We start from the raw sequence: 18,785 nt of genomic DNA, 5'->3' as shown, positions 1-18,785 counted from the left end.
GGCGAGGCCGGCTATACGACGCTGGAACGGATCTGGGGTCGGCCGACCGCGGAGGTCAACGGCATGTGGGGCGGCTACACCGGCCCCGGCCACAAGACCATCGTGCCGAGCGACGCCTACGCGAAGGTGTCGTTCCGGCTGGTCGTCGACCAGGACCCGGAGAAGGTGCAGCTCGCCCTGGCCGAGTTCGTGCAGGCGCACGTGCCACCCGGCATCTCCGCCGAGGTGGAGTTCTTCGGCGGGGTGCGGCCCTGTCTGAGCCCGTTGAACGATCCGGCCACCGAGGCGGTCGTCCGTGCGGTGTCGCGGGCGTTCGACACCGAGGTGCTGCTCACCCGGGAGGGCGGCAGCGGACCCGAGGCTGACCTCGCCGAGGTGCTCGAGGCGCCGCTCGTCTTCCTCGGGGTCGGCCTGGACGAGGACCGGATCCACGCGCCGAACGAACGGGTGTCGCTGCCCATGTTGTACAAGGGTGCCGAAGCGGCGGCGTACCTGTGGAGTGAACTGGCCGCTCCGCGCGCCTAGGGCGCCGCGGCGCAGATCGGGGAGGTGAGGCCGTGGCGGACGGCGGGTGGTACCCCGATCCCGACGGCGCCCCCGACCGGCTGCGCTGGTGGGACGGTCACGCGTGGACGGCGGACACCGCGGCCGTCGGTGCACCGGAGACGTCGGGGCCGCCGGTGCCGCCGGCGGTCCCCACCTGGCGGGACCGGGCCTGGTCGCTGTGGGAGGAACGAATCCGCCCGCGCGGGCCGCGGATCGTCGGTGTGCTGGCCGTGGTGGGCGTGGCCATCGCGGCGATCTTCGCGCTGCGCGGCGGGCTGCCCGCCACCGGTTCGGGCACGACGTCCGCCCCCGCGCCGTCGAGCTCGGCGCCGCCGGACCCGCGTCCGCCGTTGGCCCGGTTGTGCGCGTCGACCAGCCCGGCGCGGCCCGACCCCTCGCCGAAGCGGTTGCCCGTCCCCGCCGGACCGCGCATCACCGACCGGACCGCGCACATCAGCTACGCCGCCCAGGGCAAGCCGTTCCGGCCCTGGAACCAGGGTGTGTGGGGGGCCGACGGCACGCTCGGCGAGCGGTTCGCCACCGGGCAGTACTTCGTCACCCAGCAGCACACCCCGGACGGGCAGTACTTCGCGACGGTGCTGTCCGGCACGGTGCCCGCGACGTACGGCGACGACCCGCATCCCAACGTGGAATGTGCAGCCCGGGTCATCGCCGACGACGTCCGGTCCCGCTTCTACCCACAGCCCAACACCCGCACCGCGATTGCCAACCGGTCGATCACGGTCGACGGGCGACCGGCGTACCTCGTCACCTTCCACCTCGGCTTCAACGTGCGCGGCTACGACGCGAAGGGTGAGCTGGTGGCGATCTGCGTGGTCGACGTCCCCGGTCCGGACGCCGCCGCGCTCTACGTGTCGATCCCCGACACCCACAAGCAGTACGACGACGTGGCCACCACCGCGGTCGCCTCACTCCGCATCACCCGCTGACCTGGTCTACCAGGGGTGCAGGGCGCCGGATGCGTCGAAGGACATCGGCGCACCCTTGTCGAGCAGCTCGAGGTCGTCGGCGCGTTCCACCTCGTCGCGCAGCGACTCCGACACCAGCAGGTCGACGGTGTCGAGGGTGTCGTGGATGCGCACGAGACGGGAGTTGGCGACGTCGGCGCGGCCGCACATCAGCATCGCCGCGGCGATCGTGTCGCGGTCGGTGGGCATCGCCAGCGGCAGTTGGCCGCGCTGGACGCCGCCGATGCCGGAGGTCACGGCGTTGACGTACATCGCCCGCAGATCGATCTTCTCCAGCACGCGGAACGGGATGAAGTCGGCGAGCCCGATGCCCACGGCGTTGCCGTTGGACGCCTCGCTGATGTCGTGCACGGTCACGTTGGTGATGCGCGGCCGGTCGAACTCCGCGGTGCCGCGGATCATCATCCGGCCGATGATGTTGGTGTCCATGCCCGAGCCGGACTTGTCCTTGCCGAGCTCGTCGACGACGAGTACATCGAGGTCGTCGAAGGGCAGCCGCCCCATCAGCGACCGGGCCTCTTCGAGCAGCTTCGTCTCGCCGGCGGCGCCGATCTCGGCGACGTCGAGGAACGCGATGCGGGCGGTGTGTTCGAAGGCGTTCTCCAGGATGGCGAGACCGCCGAGCACCTTGCCGGTCGCGATGATGTGGCGCGCCACCTCGGGCACCCAGCGGGCCAGGCCCTCCGAGCCATAGACGTGGATGCCCTCCGCGCCCTGCCGTTTGCCCAGCCCGATCGCGCAGATCTTGGCCAGCCCGCTCTCCACTTCGCCGTGGAAGTCGGTGTGCGGCTTGATCCGGTTGACCAGCACGATCCCGTCGGCCTGCGCGGCGTTGGCGTCGAGGTGCACGGCCGGGCCGTCGTCGCAGCGCCCAACCTCGACCGTGTCCATCGTGGCGCGGATCGGCATGCCCATCGTCGCCTCGGTGACACCGAGGTGGGCCAGCACATCGCGCTGCCCCTCGGCGGTCGCGCCGCCGTGCGATCCCATCGCCGGTACGACGAAGGGCTCGGCGCCGGCGGCCCGCAGCCAGTCTCCGGTGGCGCGTACGACGGTCGCGATGTCGTGGATACCGCGGCTGCCGGCGGTGATCGCGACGCTCATGCCCGGGGTGATCCGCTCGCGTAGCGGCTCCAACGCTGCGGCCGCAGCGCCCGCCGGGTCGGCCTCCTCGGGCGCGTCGACGTGACGGCGTACCGGCAGCAGCCGCGGGAACGGCGCGTCGTAGGTCAGGTCACGGATCGCCTCGAACGGTCCGAGCGCGCGCTTCGTGGTGGTCGTCTCCATCTGTGCTCCCTGCCTCCCTGTGCAGCCTGCGTCGGTAGCTGTCGTCGGTCAGTAGACCGCGCGGCCGCCGCTGAGGTCGAAGGTGAACCCGGTCGTGAAGCTGCATGCCGGCGACACGATCCAGGCGATCAGCTCGGCCGCCTCCTCGAGCCGGCCGAGCCGGTGCATCGGGATCTTCTCGGTCATGTAGTCGACCTGGGCCTGCGGCATCGCGTCGACCATCGGCGTGTAGATCACGGCCGGGGCCAGCGCGTTGACGGTCACGCCGGTCTCGGCGTACTCCTTGCCCTGGGCCTTGACCATCCCGATCAGGCCGGCCTTGGTCGCCGAGTAGGCCACCATCCCGGCGTTGCCCTCCTTGCCGGCGATCGACGCGATGTGCAGTACCCGCCCGTAGCCCTGCTCGACCATGCGTGGGATGACGGAGCGGGAGAGCAGGAACGCGCCGCGGAGATTGGTGCGGTAGACCGTGTCGAAGTCCTCGACCTCGACCTCGTGGCTGGGGTGGCCGGTGATCCCGGTCATGCCGGCGCAGTTGACCAGGGCGCGCAGCGGGCCGTGGGCCGTCTCGGCCTCGATGACGGCCCGGGTCACCGACCCGTCGTCGGTGACGTCGAGTACGACGGCCGACGCGGTGTGGCCCTCGTCGCTCAACTGCTTCGCCGTCGTGCGCGCCCCGTCGGCGTCCCGGTCGAGGCAGCTGACCAGCGCCCCGGCCTGCGCGAGACGCGTCGCGGTGGCCCGGCCGATGCCGCTGGCCGCGCCCACGACGGCGATCGCGTGTCCGCCGATGTCGGTGCCGCTGTCCATTGCTCGCTCCTCCGGCGGTCGCAGCCTCAGCTCGCAGCCTCAGGGTGTGGGTCGACGGTGATTACATCACCGCGCCGAGTTGCCACGGCGTGAACTCCTCGTCGCCGAACCCGAGCTCCTCGCTCTTGGACTGCTTACCCGAGGCGGTGTCGAGCACCAACCTGAACACCCGCTCACCCATCTCGGCGACGCTGCACTCGCCGTCGGCGACGAGCCCGCAGTTGATGTCCATGTCCTCCGACATCCGGTCGTACATCGGGGTGTTGGTCGCGAGCTTGAGACTCGGCACCGGCTTGCACCCGAAGACCGACCCGCGGCCGGTGGTGAAGCACACGACGTTGGCGCCGCCCGCGACCAGTCCGGTGACCGAGACCGGGTCGTAGCCGGGGGTGTCCATGAAGACCATGCCGCCGCGGGTGATCGGCTCGGCGTAGCGCACCACGTCGGTCAGGTTGGTCGTGCCGCCCTTGGCGACCGCACCGAGGGACTTCTCCAGGATGGTGGTCAGCCCGCCGGCGTGGTTGCCGGGCGACGGGTTGTTGTCCATCGACCCGTCGTTGATCGCGGTGTACTTCTCCCACCAGGCGATCAACTCGGCGAGCTTGTGGCCGACGTCGTCGCTGACGGCGCGACGGGCCAGCAGGTGCTCGGCGCCGTAGATCTCCGGGGTCTCACCGAAGCACGCCGTACCGCCGTGCCGGACGAGCAGGTCGGCGGCCGCGCCGAGAGCGGGGTTGGCGGTGATCCCGGAGTAGGAGTCCGAGCCGCCGCACTCCATGCCGAGCACGAGTTCGGTGGCCGGCACGGTCTGCCGGCGGGCCTTGTCGGCCTCCGGGAGCATGTCGCGGATGCGGGCCATGCCCTCGCGGACGGTCTTCGTCGTACCGCCGAACTCCTGGATGGTCATCGCGTGGACCGGCTTGTCGGCGGGCAGGCTCCACTCCTGCGCGAGCGAGACGACCTCGTTGACCTCGCAGCCGAGCCCGAGGAGCAGGAAGCCGGCAAAGTTCGGATGGTTGGCGTAGCCGGTGAGGGTACGGCGCAACGTGTCCCAGCCCTCGCCGCTGCCGGCCATGCCGCAGCCGGTGCCGTGGGTGAGCGCGACCACCCCGTCGACGTGCGGGAACTCATCGAGCGCCCCCGGCACCTGGAACGACTGGGCGATGCGCTTGGCCGCTGTCGCCGAGCAGTTGACCGTGGTCAGGACGCCGATGAAGTTGCGGGTGGCGACCCGGCCGTCGGAGCGGACGTAGCCCTCGAACGTCGCCCGCTCGGACTCGGGGACCCGCTCGTCGGGCAGCAGGTCGACGCCGAACTCGTAGTCGCGGGAGTATTCGTGGAAGGCCAGATTGTGCGTGTGCACGTGTTCGCCGGGCTCGATCGTCGCGGAGGCGAACCCGATGACCTGGCCGTACTTGCGGACCGGCTCACCCGACTCGACCCGGGTCGTCGCGAGCTTGTGACCCCGCGGGATCGTGCCGCGAACGGTCAGGACGCCGTCGCCGGTGGTCCATTCGCCGGCCGGTATCTCCTCGGTCGCGATCACCACCTCGTCGCCGTCGTGCAGCCGCAGGGTGATGTCCTCGAGAGTCCGCTGTGTCATGCCGCACCTTCCTGGATCGCCGTGGCGGTCGGCCGTCGGTGGCGTGCCGGGGCGATCCGATCGTCGTCGTACGCCGCAAGACATCGGATGATTGCCCGCTCATCCTTTCCTGCCCCGTCCGGACCGTCAACGCCGGGCCCCCGACCAAAACGCACTCGGAGTGCGTTTTGAGCCTCCCGCACGGCGTGTCGCCGACCAAAACGCACTCCGAGTGCGTTTTGGCAGACGGGCGGGCGGTCGGACGGGGCACACCGCCGCCGGTTAGGGTCATCGGGTGCCCTCTGCACCCACTCTTCCTGCCCCGTCCTACGCCCTCGAACGCACCGTCCTCGACAACGGTCTGCAGGTGCTGCTGGCACCCGACCGCAGCGTGCCGGTCGTCGCCGTCGCCGTCTACTACGGCGTCGGCATCCGCATCGAGCCGCCCGGCCGCACCGGATTCGCCCATCTCTTCGAGCACCTCATGTTCCAGGGCTCGGCGCATCTGGAGAAGCTGGCGCACTTCCGCTACGTACAGTCCTCGGGCGGCACGTTCAACGGCAGCACCCACCTCGACTACACCAACTACTACGAGGTGCTGCCGAGCAACGCGCTGGAGCGGGCGCTCTTCCTCGAGGCGGACCGGATGGAGAGCCCGCGGATCACCGAGGAAAACCTCGCCAACCAGCTCTCGGTGGTCAAGGAGGAGATCCGGGTCAACGTGCTCAACCGCCCCTACGGCGGCTTTCCGTGGCTCTCCCTGCCGCCGGTGATGTTCGACACCTTCCCCAACGCGCACAACGGGTACGGCGAATTCTCCGACCTGGAGGCGGCGACCGTCGACGACGCGAAGAGCTTCTTCCGCCGCTACTACACGCCGGCCAACGCGCTGCTCTGCATCGCCGGCGACTTCGACGTCGACGACACGGTCGGCCTGATCAAGCGCTACTTCGGCGGCATCAAGAGCCGGCGCCGACCGGCGACACCGCGGCTGGCCGAGCCCGACCTGACCAGTGAACGGCGCGGGAAGGTCGTCGACGAGCACGCTCCGGCGCCGGCCGTCGCGGCCGCGTGGCGGGTCCCCGACCCGGTCCGCGACCTCGACGGCTACCTGCCGTACCTGGTGCTCGGCGAGGTGCTCACCGACGGCGACGCGTCCCGGCTCGAACGCCGGCTGGTCCGCCGCGACCGCACCGTCACCCAGCTCGCGGCGTACCTCGGTTTCATGGGCGACCCGTTCGACGTCCGGGACCCGACCGCGCTGATCTTCCAGGCCGTGCACAACCCGACCACCACCGCCGACGCGGTCCTCGCGGCGGCCCACGAGGAGACCGACCGGCTCGCCACCGACGGCCCGGCCCCCGGCGAGCTCGACCGGGTGAAGGCCCGCGTGGTCGCCCAGATGCTGCACGACCTCGACCCGGTCCTCGGCCGCGCGCTCAACCTCGCGGCACTGGAGGTGGTGCACGGCCGGGCCGACCTGATTTCCGAGCTGCCGTCGCGGATCGCCGCGATCACCGAGGACCAGGTGCGGGCGGCGGCGGGCGCCTTGCAACCGCAGCGCCGTGCCGTCGTCGAGGTCGTCCCCGGAGGTGCCCGATGAGCGCTGCGCTGCCCGCCGCCGACGACGTCGTCCCTGCCCTCGGGCCCCCACCGCGGGTACGCCGGGCCCGGACGGCCGAGCGGACGCTGGCCAACGGGCTTCGCGTCGTGGTCGTCCGGCAGGCCGGGGTGCCGCTGGTCGAGATGCGGCTGCGGGTGCCGTTCGCCGGTACGCCGCGCACCGCGACCACCCACGCGGCCCGGTCCGCGCTGCTCGGCGACACGATGCTCGCCGGCACCGCCGAACGGTCCCAGGTCGAGATCGCCGAGGCGTTGCAGCGGCTCGGCGCGGACATGCACGTGTCGACCGACGCCGACCGGCTGCTGGTCGGCGGCAACACCCTCGCCACCGGCCTGCCGGCGCTGCTCGGGCTGCTCGCCGAGGTCCTGACCACGGCCACCTACCCTTCGCACGAGGTCGCCGGGGAGCGTGACCGGCTGGTGGAGCGGCTTGCCATCGCCCGCGCCCAGCCGTCGGTGCTCGCCCGCGAAGCGCTGGCCGAGCGCATGTACGACGGGCATCCCTACGCCAAAGAGCTGCCCGACGTCGACGCCGTGCGCCGGGTGAATCCCGCAGCGCTGCGGCGGCTGCACGCCGAACGCGTCGCGCCGGCCGGCAGCACCCTGATCCTCGTCGGCGACCTCTCTCCGGCGCGCACGCTCGACCGGGTCGAGCAGGCGCTCGACGTATGGCGCGCCACCGGATCCGCGGGAGTCGCTCCGCCGCTTCCCGAGGTGGCGCGGGCGCCGACCCTGATCGTCGACCGGCCGGGGTCGGTGCAGTCCGCGATCCGGCTCGGTGGCCCGGCACTGCGCCGCGACGATCCCGACTATCCGGCGTTGCAGCTGGCCAACCTGGTGTTCGGCGGCTACTTCTCCTCGCGGTTGACCGAGAACATCCGAGAGGACAAGGGCTACACCTACACGCCGAACAGCCGGCTCGACCATGCCGCGGCCGGGTCCGCGCTGGTCGTGCAGGCCGACGTCGCGACCGAGGTCACCGCGCCGGCGCTGCTGGAGATGCAGTACGAGCTCGGTCGGATGGCGACCGGGCCCGTGCAGCAGTCCGAGCTCGACAACGTGCGGCAGTACGCGATCGGCAACCTGGCCATGTCGGTGGCGACGCAGACCGGGCTCGCGTCGACGCTGTCCGCCCTCGCCGGCGTCGGACTGGACATCGACTGGCTCCGCGAACATCCGCGCCACCTGGCGACGGTGACCCTCGACGAGGTCTACGCGCAGGCCCGGCGGTTCCTCGCTCCGGCCCGGCTGGTGACGGTCGTCCTCGGCGACGCGGCCGGCATGGCGTCCTCGGTCGAGGCGCTGGGCGACGTCGAGGTCCGCCCGGCAGCACGCGATGCCGTCGACACCGGTGGGGCCGGCCCCGGGTGACGCAGAGTTCGCGTGAGCCGGCGCTGTCCCGCGTGGGCTTCGACCGGGCCGCGCTGCGGCGTACCGACGACGCGTGGCTCGCCGGCGCGTGGAAGCGCGGCCGGGTGCTGCTCGTCGCGCCGGATCAGCGGGTCGCCTTCGACGACACCGGCGCCGGGCCGCGGTTGCGCCTCGCCGGTTCCGACGAGGTTCCGGACGCGGCGCTGCGCATCTTCCTCGGGGAGCGCGACGGCGTCCCGTACTTCGCCGCCCTGGACACCGAGCCACCGGCCGATCCGGACGGCGGCGCCGGCGCCCGCGGCGGCCTGCGCGACATCGGCGCGGACTTGGACGATCTCGGGACCGGACTCCTCACCGCCGCGATCTCGCTGGCCAACTGGCACCGCACCCATACCCGCTGCCCACGTTGCGGTACGGCGACCGAGGTCATCAAGGCCGGCTGGTCCCGCCTATGCCCCAACGACGGGAGCGAGCACTTCCCGCGCACCGACCCCGCCGTGATCATGCTGGTACATGACGGCGGCGACCGGTGCGTGCTCGGCCGCCAGCCGTCCTGGCCCGAGGGCCGCTTCTCCGTGCTCGCCGGGTTCGTGGAGGCCGGTGAATCGGCCGAGGCGGCGGTGGCCCGTGAGGTCGACGAGGAGGTCGGGATCACCGTCCGAGACATCCGCTATGCCGCCAGCCAGCCGTGGCCCTTCCCGGGTTCGCTGATGCTGGGCTTCACCGCCCGCGTGGACGGCCCGAGCGAGCTGGAACTCCAGGACGGTGAGCTCGCGGAGGCGCACTGGTACAGCCGCGAGCAGATCCGCCGCCGCGACGGCGACCTGCGGCTTCCCCCGCCGGTCTCGATCGCCTACCGGTTGATCACCGACTGGCTCGAATCGGGCTGATCAGCGCAGCTGAACCGCGGGGTGCGCCGGATCGTCGACGAGCAGGACGACATCGGCCCGGTCCGCCGGGCCCACCTCCGCCTCGTACCGCTCGAACGCCGGCAGCGTCCACTGCTCCCCTTCGGGCGTACGACGGCGCAGCGCCGCGGCGGACAGCCGCAGGTGAACCGTGACGTCGAACGGCAGAGCGCGGCCGAGCAGGAGCCATCCGGAGACCAGCACCACGGTGTCGGACCCGACCTCGACGTAGTCCGCCCGGGTCGCCCGGTCGGTCTGCGGGTCGCGCAGCGTCGGGAGGACCCGGGCATCGGTCGGCCGGTCGGCGGCGTCGAGGACCTCGCGGCACAGTGCGCCGGCGTCCAGCCAGTCGTCGAAGAACGCGTCCGGGTCGGTCCGGCCGCGCTCCAACCGCAGTGACGCGGGACGCAGGAACCAGCCGGAGTCGACCCGGACGGCGCGTCGCCCCCGGATCCGGAGCGGGTCGACCAATGAGTCGGCGACCCGATCCGGGTGCGTCGGGCCGGCACCGTCGACCGCGACCCGCAACGGCCGGTCCCGGCGGCGGTCGGCCAGCAGATCGCCGAGCAGGTCGGGGAGCCGGTGCGGCGCCGTCGGGCGCGGGGGCATTCGTGGCGCTCCGGTCAGGAGGCCAGCTTCTCCCGGATCTGGTCGACCGTGGGGTTGGTCAGCGCGCTGCCGTCGGGGAAGAGCAGGGTCGGCACGGTCTGGTTGCCCCCGTTGACCTTCATGACGAGATCGGCGGCCCCGTCGTCCTGCTCGATGTCGACCTCACCGAAGTCGATGCCTTCTCGTTCCATCTGCTTCTTGAGGCGCTGGCAGTATCCGCACCACGTAGTGGTGAACATCGTCAGGGAGCTTCCCTGGGCCATCGTCTCTCCTCCGGTGTGGGTCGTCATGGTGTGCATGCCCCGTTACTGACGCTCACTAACCAACACGGCGACGGGCCAGGACCTTCCCGTCGTACCCGCCTGGGAGAATGCCCCGGTGGCCCGCACCGACGACATCGCACCCGCCGACGCCGATGTCCTCGCCGGGCTCGACCCGGAGCAGCGCGAGGCGGTGCTCAACGTGCGCGGCCCCGTGTGCCTGCTCGCCGGCGCGGGCACCGGCAAGACCCGCACGATCACCCACCGCATCGCCCACGCGGTGCGCACCGGGGAGGTTCCAGCCGGTCAGCTACTCGCCGTCACCTTCACTGCGCGGGCCGCGGGGGAGATGCGCACCCGGCTGCGGGCGCTGGGGGTCGGCGCCGTGCAGGCCCGCACGTTCCACGCCGCTGCGCTGCGCCAGTTGCGCTACTTCGCGCCCCGGGTGCTCGGCGGCCCCATGCCGCCGCTGGTCGACAACAAGCTCCGGCTCGTCGGGCAGGCGGCCACCCGCTGCCGGCTCGGCACCGATCGCGCGACCCTGCGTGACCTCGCCGCGGAGGTCGAATGGGCCAAGGCGACGCTGACCGGACCCCAGGACTACGTCGCCGCCGCGGACGTGAAGGGGCGGACGCCGCCGGTGGCCGGCGCCACCGTCGCCGACGTCTACGCCGCCTACGAGGAGATCAAGTCCCGGGCCGGCGTACTCGACTTCGAGGACCTGTTGCTGGTCACCGCCGCAGCGGTCGAGGAGCATCACGACGTCGCCGAGGAGATGCGGGCCCGCTACCGGCACTTCGTGGTCGACGAATACCAGGACGTCAGCCCGTTGCAGCAGCGGCTGCTCGATGCGTGGCTCGGCGGCCGACACGACGTGTGTGTGGTCGGCGACGTCAACCAGACGATCTACTCCTTCGCCGGCGCCAGCCCCGACTACCTGCTCGACTTCGCCCGGCGGCACCCCGCGACGGTGGTGGTCCGACTCGAGCGCGACTACCGCTCGACGCCGCAGGTCGTCGAGCTCGCCAACGCCATCGCCGCCCAGTCCGGCCGGCCCGCGGCCCGGCTGCGCCTGGTGGGTCAGCGTCCGCCCGGTCCGGAGCCGAGCTACCGCGAATACCCCGACGAGCCGGCCGAGGCCGCGGCGGTCGCCGCGGCCTGCCGCGCCCTGGTCGACGGCGGCACGCCGGCCAGCGAGATCGCGGTGCTCTATCGCGTCAACGCGCAGTCCGAGAGCTATGAGCGCTCCCTCGCCGAGGCCGGCGTGCCCTACGTCCTGCGCGGCGGCGAGCGGTTCTTCGACCGGCCGGAGGTCCGCGAGGCGATGGTGCTGCTACGCGGCGGCTCGCACGCGGTGAGCCCGGGTACGCCGCTGGTCGAGGCCACCCGCGCGGTGCTCTCCTCGGCCCGATGGGCGCCGGACGCCCCGCCGCCGGGCGGGGCCGCGCGCGAGCGGTGGGAGTCGCTCGCCGCGGTGGTCCAGGTCGGCGAGGAGCTTGCCGCGGCCGACCCGCAGGCCGGCCTCGGCGACCTGGTCGCCGAGCTCGAGCAGCGGGCGAGCGCCCAGCACGCGCCGACCGTGCAGGGGGTCACGCTGGCGTCGCTGCACGCGGCCAAGGGACTCGAGTGGGACGCCGTCTTCATCGTCGGTATCGCCGACGGCACGCTGCCGATCCAGCACGCCACGACCGACGAGCAGGTGGCGGAGGAGCGGCGCCTGCTCTACGTCGGCGTTACGCGGGCGCGGGAACACCTCGCGCTGTCGTGGTCGCTCACCCGCACCCCGGGCGGTCGGCGCAGCCGGCGACGCAGCCGGTTCCTGCAGGGCCTGGCCCCTGAGACCCGCCGGCCCACGAGCCGGTCGGCCCGCACCCCGCGCCCGGAGCTGGATCCGGCCGCCGCCGCGCTCTTCGAGCGGCTCCGGGCCTGGCGGTCCACCCAGTCGGCCGAACAGAAGGTGCCGGCCTACGTCGTCTTCGCCGACGCCACCCTCGCCGCGGTGGCCGAGGCCCGGCCGCGCAGCATTCCGGAGCTCGCCGCGCTTCCGGGCGTGGGACCGCGCAAGCTCGAGCTCTACGGGAGCGCCCTGCTGGACCTGCTGCGGGACAACGACTAACGCCTAGCCGGAGGAAAGTTCACGGCAGTCGGGCGAACTACAGAAAAAGGCATTGCGCAGGTCGGTCCGACACGCCTAACCTTTCGCACATCCGGCGATGCGTTTGTATCGCTGCCCGTCGTCTCGAGTCAGGGAGGTGTTCCGGTGCTGGTGACTTCTCTCGCCAAGCGTCCGGCGAACACGCCTGCCCTGATGACGGCTCGTGGCCCGATCCTGGCTAGCGATGAGTTCGTCGCACGCGACCGGTCTGACGCTTCGGGCGTCCAGCCTCGAGGTGGTTCCGTCTGTTAGATCCACGACGGAGCGCCCCCTCGAGGCCGCGGACCCCATACCTGGGATCCGCGGCCTCATTGTTTTTCCCGCCCTCTATTCCGACCGTCCACTCCGACCGACCACCGAAAACCCGCAGATAGACAGAGGAGGTGACCCCCGTGCACGAGGCCACAAGCCCGCTCTCCGTCCTCGGTATCGACATCGCCGACGCGGAGGAGTCCGGGCTGGACCTACCGTGCCGGGTCCAGGACCCGGAGCTGTGGTTCGCCGAAACACCGGCGGATCTCGAGCTCGCGAAGAGCCACTGCGCGCTGTGCCCGGTGCGCAAGTCCTGTCTGACAGGTGCCCTGAAACGGCGTGAGCCGTGGGGCGTCTGGGGTGGCGAGCTCTTCGACCACGGAGTCGTCATCGCCCGCAAGCGGCCGCGCGGCCGCCCACGAAAGGAGGTGGCGGCATGAGTTCACCGACCGCTACTACCAGCCAAGTTCTCGCCCTCACCGCAGTACCTACTCCCAGGAGCAGCGCCATGTTGTTGATGAATGAAGAACTCGCACGCGCCCGAATAGACGCGTTATACGTCGAGGCGCAGGCCGAGCATCGAGCCCGTCGGCTGATCGCCGCGCAGCGCGCAGAGCGCCGCGCCATGGTGGCCGCCCGCCGGTGGACGCGTCGGGTCGAGGCGGCCAACCGCCGTGCCCGGCTCGCCCGCGAAGCAATTCGCTGATCCATTCCGCCCCGCCCCCGAGCCTCGGGGGCGGGGCGGACTCCGCTCAGGCAGACTCGGCGGGTGGCCACCGTCACCCGCCCGGCCGGGCCGTCGACCCTCGCCGCGTTCCGCGCGATCGTCGCCGGGCGGCGTACCGACCCGGACTTCTTCGTCCGCGCCGCGCGCAAGCATCCGCGCATCGCCCACGTCCGCCTCGGCTCCGAACATCTCTACCTGCTCTCCCACCCGGACCTGGTCCGCCGCCTGCTGGTGGACGCCGGCCGGACCACCACCAAGAGCCGTGGCCTGCAGGCCGCCCGTCGGGTGCTCGCCGACGGCCTGCTCACCAGCGAGGATCCGCTCCATCACCGGCAGCGCCGGCTGGTGCAGCCGGCGTTCCACGCCGCCCGGGTGGCTTCCTACGCAGCCGGGATGGTCGCGGCGGCCGACTCCACCGCCGCGGGTTGGCGCGACGGGGCTCGGATCGACATTGCGGCGGAGATGTCGGCCCTGACCTTCGATGCGGTCGGCCGCGCGTTGTTCTCCAGCGATCTGCGCGGCGCGGCCGGTGAGGTCCGGGCGGCGCTCGGTGATCTGTTGTCGGCGTACCACCGGTCGTTCCTGCCCGGCTTCGATCTGGCCCTCCGGCTGGGTACGCCGCTCGGTCGTCGGGTGACCGCTGCTCAGGCACGGCTGGACGCGGTGGTCGCGCGGATCATCGCGGGGCACCGCGAGCAGGGTGAATCCGCAGATTTGCTGTCGGCGTTGATGGCGGCCCGCGACGACGACGGCGGGATGGACGAGCGCCAACTTCGCGACGAGGTGATGACCCTCATCCTGGCCGGCCACGAGACGACCGCCACGACGCTGACCTTCGTCTGGCACCTGCTGTCCACTCATCCCGCCGCAGAGCGTTGGCTGCAGGAGGAGATCGACGAGGTGATCGGTGCAGGGACCCCGGCGCCGGCCGATCTCGGCCGGCTTCCGCGGGCCCGCTCGGTGGTGGCCGAGTCGCTGCGGCTCTACCCGCCCGCCTGGGTGCTCGGCCGCCGGCTGACCGCCGAGATGGAAGTGGACGGATGGCTCATCCCGCCCGGCTCCACCTGTCTGGTCAGTCAGTGGGTGCTGCACCGCGACCCGCGGTTCTGGAGCGATCCGCAGGACTTCCGGCCCGAGCGCTGGATCGGGCCGTCCGGTGGGTTCGACGAGACCGCGCCGGGCCAGCCCCGCTATGCCTTCTTCCCGTTCGGGGCGGGCGGCCGGATGTGCGTGGGTGAGCCCTTCGCCTGGACCGAGGCCGTCCTCGTGCTCGCCCGGTTGGCCCGGAACTGGCAGCCCCGGCACGATCCCGACCACGTGCTGCGGCTACGCCCGGCGATCACGCTGCGGCCGGACGGCGCGCTGCCCATGACCCTCGTCGCCCGCTAGGTCTCAGTCGGCGAATCCCGGCTGCCAGCGCTCCACGATCGCCCGGTAGCGGGCCTCCGCGTTGAGCTGGCAGAGCACTCCGATGGAGCCCAGGGTGACCCGGTGCACCAGCAGGTATTCGGGCGGAAGGTTGAGCTGGCGCCCGAGCTGGGCCGCCTCGCTGCGCGGGTCGCCGAGCCGGGCCGCCTCCGCCCGCATCCAGCTGCGGGTGAACTGGAAGGTTTGGCTGCGGAGCGGCTCGAGGACGGGGCTCAGGTAGTCGAGGATGCCTTGGGCGTCGACGGTGACCTGGGGCCGGACGAAGCCCTCGGCACGCAGCCCCTCGAGCACCGCCTGCGCGTCGCCGTCGATCGCCAGCCGGGAAAGCCGGCCGATCGTGCCCGGAACCCGGCGCGGCAGCCGGGCGACCGCGCCGAAGTCGAGGACCCCGAGTCGCTTCCCGTCGACCAGCCGGAAGTTGCCCGGGTGCGGGTCGGCGTGCAGAAGCCCGCACCGCGGCGGAGCGGAGAAGTGGAGGGTGGCGAGCAGCTCACCGGCCAGGTTGCGTTCGGGCTGGCTCCCGGACGCGATGATCGACGCGAGGGGCAAGCCGTCGAGCCATTCGCTGACCAGCACCTTCGGCGCGCTGGCGACGATCCGGGGGACGACGATCTGCGGGTCGTCGGCGAATTCCGCGGCGAAGATGCGCTGGGCGTCGGCCTCCAGGCTGTAGTCGAGCTCCTCGGCGACCCTTGCCCGCAGCTCTGCGAGCAGCGGTTTGACGTCGATCCCCGGCGCCAGGACGGAAAAGAGCCGGGCGAACCGGCTCAGCTGGGTGAGGTCGGCCAGCAACGCCGGTCCGGCGCCGGGGTACTGCACCTTCACGGCCACCTCGAGGCCGTCGTGCCAGGTCGCCCGGTGGACCTGCCCGATGCTCGCGGCTGCCGCCGGCCGGTCGTCGAAGTCGGCGAACCTGCCGCGCCAGTCGCGACCGAACTGCTCGCCGAGCACCCGGTGCACCTGGGTCGCCGGCATCGGCGGCGCGCCCTCCTGCAGCCGGACGAGCGCCTCGCGATAGGGCAGGGTCAGATTTTCCGGCAGCGCCGCCTCGAACACCGACAGCGCCTGGCCGAACTTCATCGCGCCGCCCTTGAGCTCGCCGAGGACGGCGAACAACTGCTCCGCGGTCCGCTGCTGAAGCTCTGCGGTGACTTCCTGCGAGGAACGACCGCCGAGCCGCTTGCCGAATCCGACCGTGGCGCGACCAGCGACGCCGATCGGCAGGGAGGCAAGCTTGGCCGTGCGGGAAACCGCTCGGCGGGGTATGTCGCTCATCACCGCCATTGTGGCTGGTGCGCGGTTACGACCTGGACGCGGCCCGCCGGACGGGCCGGCGGCGGCTCGGTGCAGCCGCAGGCCGGATGGGGTGGCCACGAGCGGCGGCGGACCCGCCAGTCGGGGTGGGCCAGCTCCAGCGAGCCCCCGGCGGTCGGCGGGGCGCCGCCGTCCAGGAAGTCCAGCGCCTGCAGGCCCGCGAGCCCGGCGGCGGTGAGCGCGAGCGCCAGGTCGCCGGGCGGAACGTGGCGCGGATCGCGGGCCACCAGCTGAGCCGCGACCAGCGGCCAGGACGGATCGCGATCGCTGCGGTGCAGGTCGGCGCAGCGCAGACAGCTGGTGCGGCCCGGGATGACGAGCGGACCGATGACCGCCGTACTCTCCCGGACCCCGGCGACGAGGTGCGGGACCTTAGCGGCGTGCAGGGCGGCACGTACGTCGGTGTCGACGGGGGAGCCGGTGGCGATGACCGCCAGATCGGCGACCACGGCGGGACCCAGCGGGGAGGTGTCGACGTGGGCGGCCGCCCGGCGGATGGCGTCGCGGGCGGCGGAGCGCACCGGACGGCGGACGTCTCCCGGCGTGAGCCCGCCGGGCGCGCAGTCGGCGCGGTCGACCACGCCGCCGGCGACCACACTCACCGCGCCGACACCCGCCGCGCCAAGCAGCGCCGCCACCGGGATGCCGACCGGGCCGCCGCCGTAGACGACCACTGCACGGGACCGGCGGGCACCCGGAGTCGGGTCGGCGCCGTCGAAGAGAGCCCTGCCCCGGTGCAACCCGGCGAGCAACTCGGTGACGTCGCCGGCGTCCAACCCCGCCGCCGTGGCGTCGGCGAGCACTTCGGTCTCGGTGCGGACGCCGTCCAGGCCGGCCAGCAGTCGTGCGGTCGCCGGATCCACGCCGTCGACCAGGAGGGCGTGGGTCGGGTCGACCCCGATCTGCAGGGTCGCGGTGCCGCGCCACACCCGGCGCAGCGCCGGGTTGAGCCGGGGTCGGAGCGGGCGCCGGCCCGGCAGAGCTCTCATGATGACCTCGATCCGCAGAAGCGGGATCGAGAATCGCATCACCCGGCGTCGCTGGGGGCTGCCCGTCCACAGGAAGGGGGCGCCCTCCGGGTGGAGGGCGCCCCCTTCGGGCACGATCGGTCGCGGCGGTAATGGAGCACCGCCGCTCGGCGGGTCACACCGCCGTCTCGTTGGCTATGAAGCCTTGCCGAGAATCCGGTTCATCTTCGTGCCGCAGACCGGGCAGGTGCCCTTCGCCATGCGGCGGCCGGACTCACTGACGCTGACCTCACCGTCGAAGTCACGCTTTTCCTTGCACTTGACGCAGTAGCCGTTGTACGTCTCGGCCACGGTGCCTCCCTCGTCGTCACGACTGTCGCGACCGCGGCGGGCGGCCGGGGTCACGCGCAACGGTACCTGTCCTTGAGCGTGGTTCTCGCACACTGCACGCGGCGTCGCGAGGCAAATAACGGACTATCCATCCCGAAACGGGACAGACGACTCTGAGGATGCCTCGCTACGCGGGGGAAAGGCGGCCATGAGCGTGGGTCACGCGCGTCGTCACGCGCTGTACACAGCATGTGGATGAACCTGTGGACGAGGCTGTGGGCGACGTGGAGTGTCCCTGTGGATGGTGTCGTGGACGGGGTGGCGAACGGGCCCCGCCGCGGTCCGGGCCGCACCTGTGGATGGGGCCGCGAAGGTGACAGAGGCGACGGTTAAGGTGCCACCGTGGTGAGCGCACCGTTGGACGAGTCAGTCGAGTCGATCATCGAAGTACGGCGTAGTCCGCGGCGCCGGCGCACCGTGAGCGCCTACCGCGACGAGGGTCGCACCGTGGTGCTGATCCCGGCGCGGTTCAGCAAGGCCGAGGAGCGTCGGTGGGTGGCCGACATGATCGCCCGGCTCGACGCCCGCGACGGCCGGGCCCGGCGGGGGCCGCGGGCCAGCGACGCCGCGCTCGCCTCCCGCGCCCGGTCCCTTTCGGGCGAGCTTTTCGGCGGCCGGGCCACGCCGGCGTCCGTCCGGTGGGTCGACAACATGACGACGCGCTGGGGGTCGTGCACCCCCGCCGACGGCACCATCCGGATCTCGAGCCGGGTGCGGGCGATGCCGACCTGGGTGCTCGACTACGTGCTCGTGCACGAGTTGGCCCACCTCATCGCGCCCGGGCACGACCGGCGGTTCTGGGCGCTGGTGGACCGCTATCCCCGCACCGAGCGCGCCCGTGGCTATCTCGAGGGGGTGGCTGCGGCGGCCCACTGGCAGCCGAGCGACGACGACGTGCTGAGCGGCGACCGGATGTGACTGGCGGGGCTCGCGCGGCGGCCCTGCTGTTGGTCGATCCCTTGCCCGCACCGCCGGCGCCGCCGGGGATCGACCCGACGCGGTTCGCGCTCGCCATGTGGGAGGACGTCGCCGACCTCCTCTCCCAACTCGCCGGGGTCGACGCGGTCATCGCCCACACGGCCGCGCGGCGCGACGACGCGGTGGCGATCAGCTGGCCGGGCACGATTCTGCTCGAGGTCGACGACCACGCCGGGCCCATCGACGCGTTGGCGGCCATGGCGCGCCGCGGCTACGGCGTGGGTGCGGTCGTCGCCGCCGACGCGCCGGATCTCCCGGGACTGGTGATCGCCAAGCCGTTCAGCGCGCTCTCGAGCGCCCTTGCCGCGGTCGCGCCGTCGGACAACGGGGGAGCAGTGGTTCTCGCCGGCCGGCTCCCGCTTCCGGACTGGCTGACGGCGGCCGGCGGCAACCTGGACGACGACGACCTGTCCGAGCGGCTGCAGCAGGCAGCACCGCGCCGGCGCGACGTACGCATCACCCCGGCCTGGCACCGGCTTCGGTCCCCCGCCGATGTGGGCCGCCTCGACCCCGGCCTGGAGGGGTGGGAGGCGACCCGCGCCCTCCTCGAGGGCTCCTGAGCATCGGCCACGGAGTGGAACTGTCCAC

General features: G+C 72.4%; 19 protein-coding genes. 11 read left to right on the top strand and 8 right to left on the bottom strand.

The features are described from left to right. Together VGH85_12240 and VGH85_12235 are read left to right on the top strand one after the other, a co-directional pair. The coding region (locus VGH85_12240; protein ID HEY2174567.1) for a M20/M25/M40 family metallo-hydrolase at window positions 1–525 on the top strand (525 nt) is incomplete at its 5' end. A gap of 32 nt (window positions 526–557) precedes the next feature. Continuing rightward, window positions 558–1,496, top strand: coding sequence for a DUF2510 domain-containing protein (locus tag VGH85_12235; protein HEY2174566.1), 939 nt, complete (start codon window positions 558–560; stop codon window positions 1,494–1,496). Window positions 1,497–1,502: 6 nt separating this feature from the next. On the opposite strand, the gene VGH85_12230 is transcribed toward VGH85_12235, so the two are convergent. The 3 genes from VGH85_12230 to VGH85_12220 form a co-directional block, all read right to left on the bottom strand. Continuing rightward, window positions 1,503–2,822, bottom strand: coding sequence for a hypothetical protein (locus VGH85_12230; protein ID HEY2174565.1), 1,320 nt, complete (start codon window positions 2,820–2,822; stop codon window positions 1,503–1,505). Window positions 2,823–2,870: 48 nt separating this feature from the next. Continuing rightward, a complete protein-coding gene (locus VGH85_12225; protein ID HEY2174564.1) occupies window positions 2,871–3,632 on the bottom strand; it encodes an SDR family NAD(P)-dependent oxidoreductase in 762 nt (253 codons plus the stop codon). Between the two features lie 61 nt (window positions 3,633–3,693). After that, complete coding sequence (locus VGH85_12220) at window positions 3,694–5,235, bottom strand: altronate dehydratase family protein (GenBank protein ID HEY2174563.1); 1,542 nt, start codon at window positions 5,233–5,235, stop codon at window positions 3,694–3,696. Window positions 5,236–5,509: 274 nt separating this feature from the next. Here VGH85_12220 and VGH85_12215 point away from each other — a divergent pair, with 274 nt between their 5' ends. From VGH85_12215 to nudC, 3 genes are read left to right on the top strand one after another with little or no spacing between them, the layout of a single operon-like run. Then, the gene (locus VGH85_12215) at window positions 5,510–6,817 is read left to right on the top strand and encodes a pitrilysin family protein (protein HEY2174562.1); all 1,308 of its coding nucleotides are present in this window, start codon (window positions 5,510–5,512) and stop codon (window positions 6,815–6,817) included. Then, the gene (locus tag VGH85_12210) at window positions 6,814–8,208 is read left to right on the top strand and encodes a pitrilysin family protein (GenBank protein HEY2174561.1); all 1,395 of its coding nucleotides are present in this window, start codon (window positions 6,814–6,816) and stop codon (window positions 8,206–8,208) included. Before VGH85_12215 ends, VGH85_12210 begins: the two co-directional genes overlap by 4 nt. Next, on the top strand, window positions 8,205–9,098 hold the full coding sequence (gene nudC / locus VGH85_12205; protein HEY2174560.1) for an NAD(+) diphosphatase: 894 nt from the start codon (window positions 8,205–8,207) through the stop codon (window positions 9,096–9,098). Before VGH85_12210 ends, nudC begins: the two co-directional genes overlap by 4 nt. Here nudC and VGH85_12200 read toward each other — a convergent pair whose 3' ends face one another. Next, the gene (locus tag VGH85_12200; protein HEY2174559.1) at window positions 9,099–9,725 is read right to left on the bottom strand and encodes a hypothetical protein; all 627 of its coding nucleotides are present in this window, start codon (window positions 9,723–9,725) and stop codon (window positions 9,099–9,101) included. Between the two features lie 14 nt (window positions 9,726–9,739). Then, window positions 9,740–9,988, bottom strand: a complete 249-nt coding sequence (locus VGH85_12195) for a mycoredoxin (GenBank protein ID HEY2174558.1) — start codon at window positions 9,986–9,988, stop codon at window positions 9,740–9,742. 115 nt (window positions 9,989–10,103) lie between these two features. On the opposite strand from VGH85_12195, the gene VGH85_12190 reads away from it, so the two are divergent. The 4 genes from VGH85_12190 to VGH85_12175 all read left to right on the top strand — a co-directional run bounded on the left by VGH85_12190 (window position 10,104) and on the right by VGH85_12175 (window position 14,508). Continuing rightward, the gene (locus VGH85_12190) at window positions 10,104–12,101 is read left to right on the top strand and encodes an ATP-dependent DNA helicase UvrD2 (protein HEY2174557.1); all 1,998 of its coding nucleotides are present in this window, start codon (window positions 10,104–10,106) and stop codon (window positions 12,099–12,101) included. Between the two features lie 467 nt (window positions 12,102–12,568). After that, the gene (locus VGH85_12185; GenBank protein ID HEY2174556.1) at window positions 12,569–12,832 is read left to right on the top strand and encodes a WhiB family transcriptional regulator; all 264 of its coding nucleotides are present in this window, start codon (window positions 12,569–12,571) and stop codon (window positions 12,830–12,832) included. A 68-nt stretch (window positions 12,833–12,900) separates the two neighbouring features. After that, complete coding sequence (locus VGH85_12180; protein HEY2174555.1) at window positions 12,901–13,098, top strand: hypothetical protein; 198 nt, start codon at window positions 12,901–12,903, stop codon at window positions 13,096–13,098. A gap of 63 nt (window positions 13,099–13,161) precedes the next feature. Then, window positions 13,162–14,508, top strand: a complete 1,347-nt coding sequence (locus VGH85_12175) for a cytochrome P450 (protein HEY2174554.1) — start codon at window positions 13,162–13,164, stop codon at window positions 14,506–14,508. Between the two features lie 3 nt (window positions 14,509–14,511). Here VGH85_12175 and VGH85_12170 read toward each other — a convergent pair whose 3' ends face one another. The 3 genes from VGH85_12170 to VGH85_12160 all read right to left on the bottom strand — a co-directional run bounded on the left by VGH85_12170 (window position 14,512) and on the right by VGH85_12160 (window position 17,180). Further along, entirely contained in the window at window positions 14,512–15,822 is a 1,311-nt protein-coding gene (locus tag VGH85_12170) for an AarF/ABC1/UbiB kinase family protein (protein ID HEY2174553.1), read from the bottom strand. Further along, entirely contained in the window at window positions 15,822–16,850 is a 1,029-nt protein-coding gene (locus VGH85_12165; protein ID HEY2174552.1) for a hypothetical protein, read from the bottom strand. The genes VGH85_12170 and VGH85_12165 overlap by 1 nt, the downstream gene beginning before the upstream one ends. 174 nt (window positions 16,851–17,024) lie before the next feature. Further along, the gene (locus tag VGH85_12160; GenBank protein ID HEY2174551.1) at window positions 17,025–17,180 is read right to left on the bottom strand and encodes a DUF5679 domain-containing protein; all 156 of its coding nucleotides are present in this window, start codon (window positions 17,178–17,180) and stop codon (window positions 17,025–17,027) included. 384 nt (window positions 17,181–17,564) lie between these two features. Here VGH85_12160 and VGH85_12155 point away from each other — a divergent pair, with 384 nt between their 5' ends. Next, entirely contained in the window at window positions 17,565–18,137 is a 573-nt protein-coding gene (locus VGH85_12155; protein HEY2174550.1) for a M48 family metallopeptidase, read from the top strand. Next, a complete protein-coding gene (locus tag VGH85_12150; protein ID HEY2174549.1) occupies window positions 18,134–18,757 on the top strand; it encodes a hypothetical protein in 624 nt (207 codons plus the stop codon). Before VGH85_12155 ends, VGH85_12150 begins: the two co-directional genes overlap by 4 nt. Window positions 18,758–18,785: the final 28 nt, after the last annotated feature.

It is taken from the genome of Mycobacteriales bacterium (genome assembly GCA_036497565.1).
Classification (GTDB): Bacteria; Actinomycetota; Actinomycetes; order Mycobacteriales; family QHCD01; genus DASXJE01.
The sequence above is the reverse complement of the archived record's forward strand: the minus strand, read 5'-3'. Positions and strand labels throughout refer to the sequence as shown.

Bases quoted from the DNA above. Each gene is read 5' to 3' on its own strand.
- VGH85_12230 (HEY2174565.1), bottom strand. From the start codon at position 2,822: ATGGAGACGACCACCACGAAGCGCGCGCTCGGACCGTTCGAGGCGATC.
- VGH85_12225 (HEY2174564.1), bottom strand. From the start codon at position 3,632: ATGGACAGCGGCACCGACATCGGCGGACACGCGATCGCCGTCGTGGGC.
- VGH85_12220 (HEY2174563.1), bottom strand. From the start codon at position 5,235: ATGACACAGCGGACTCTCGAGGACATCACCCTGCGGCTGCACGACGGC.
- VGH85_12210 (HEY2174561.1), top strand. From the start codon at position 6,814: ATGAGCGCTGCGCTGCCCGCCGCCGACGACGTCGTCCCTGCCCTCGGG.
- VGH85_12200 (HEY2174559.1), bottom strand. From the start codon at position 9,725: ATGCCCCCGCGCCCGACGGCGCCGCACCGGCTCCCCGACCTGCTCGGC.
- VGH85_12195 (HEY2174558.1), bottom strand. From the start codon at position 9,988: ATGGCCCAGGGAAGCTCCCTGACGATGTTCACCACTACGTGGTGCGGA.
- VGH85_12180 (HEY2174555.1), top strand. From the start codon at position 12,901: ATGTTGTTGATGAATGAAGAACTCGCACGCGCCCGAATAGACGCGTTA.
- VGH85_12170 (HEY2174553.1), bottom strand. From the start codon at position 15,822: ATGAGCGACATACCCCGCCGAGCGGTTTCCCGCACGGCCAAGCTTGCC.
- VGH85_12165 (HEY2174552.1), bottom strand. From the start codon at position 16,850: ATGAGAGCTCTGCCGGGCCGGCGCCCGCTCCGACCCCGGCTCAACCCG.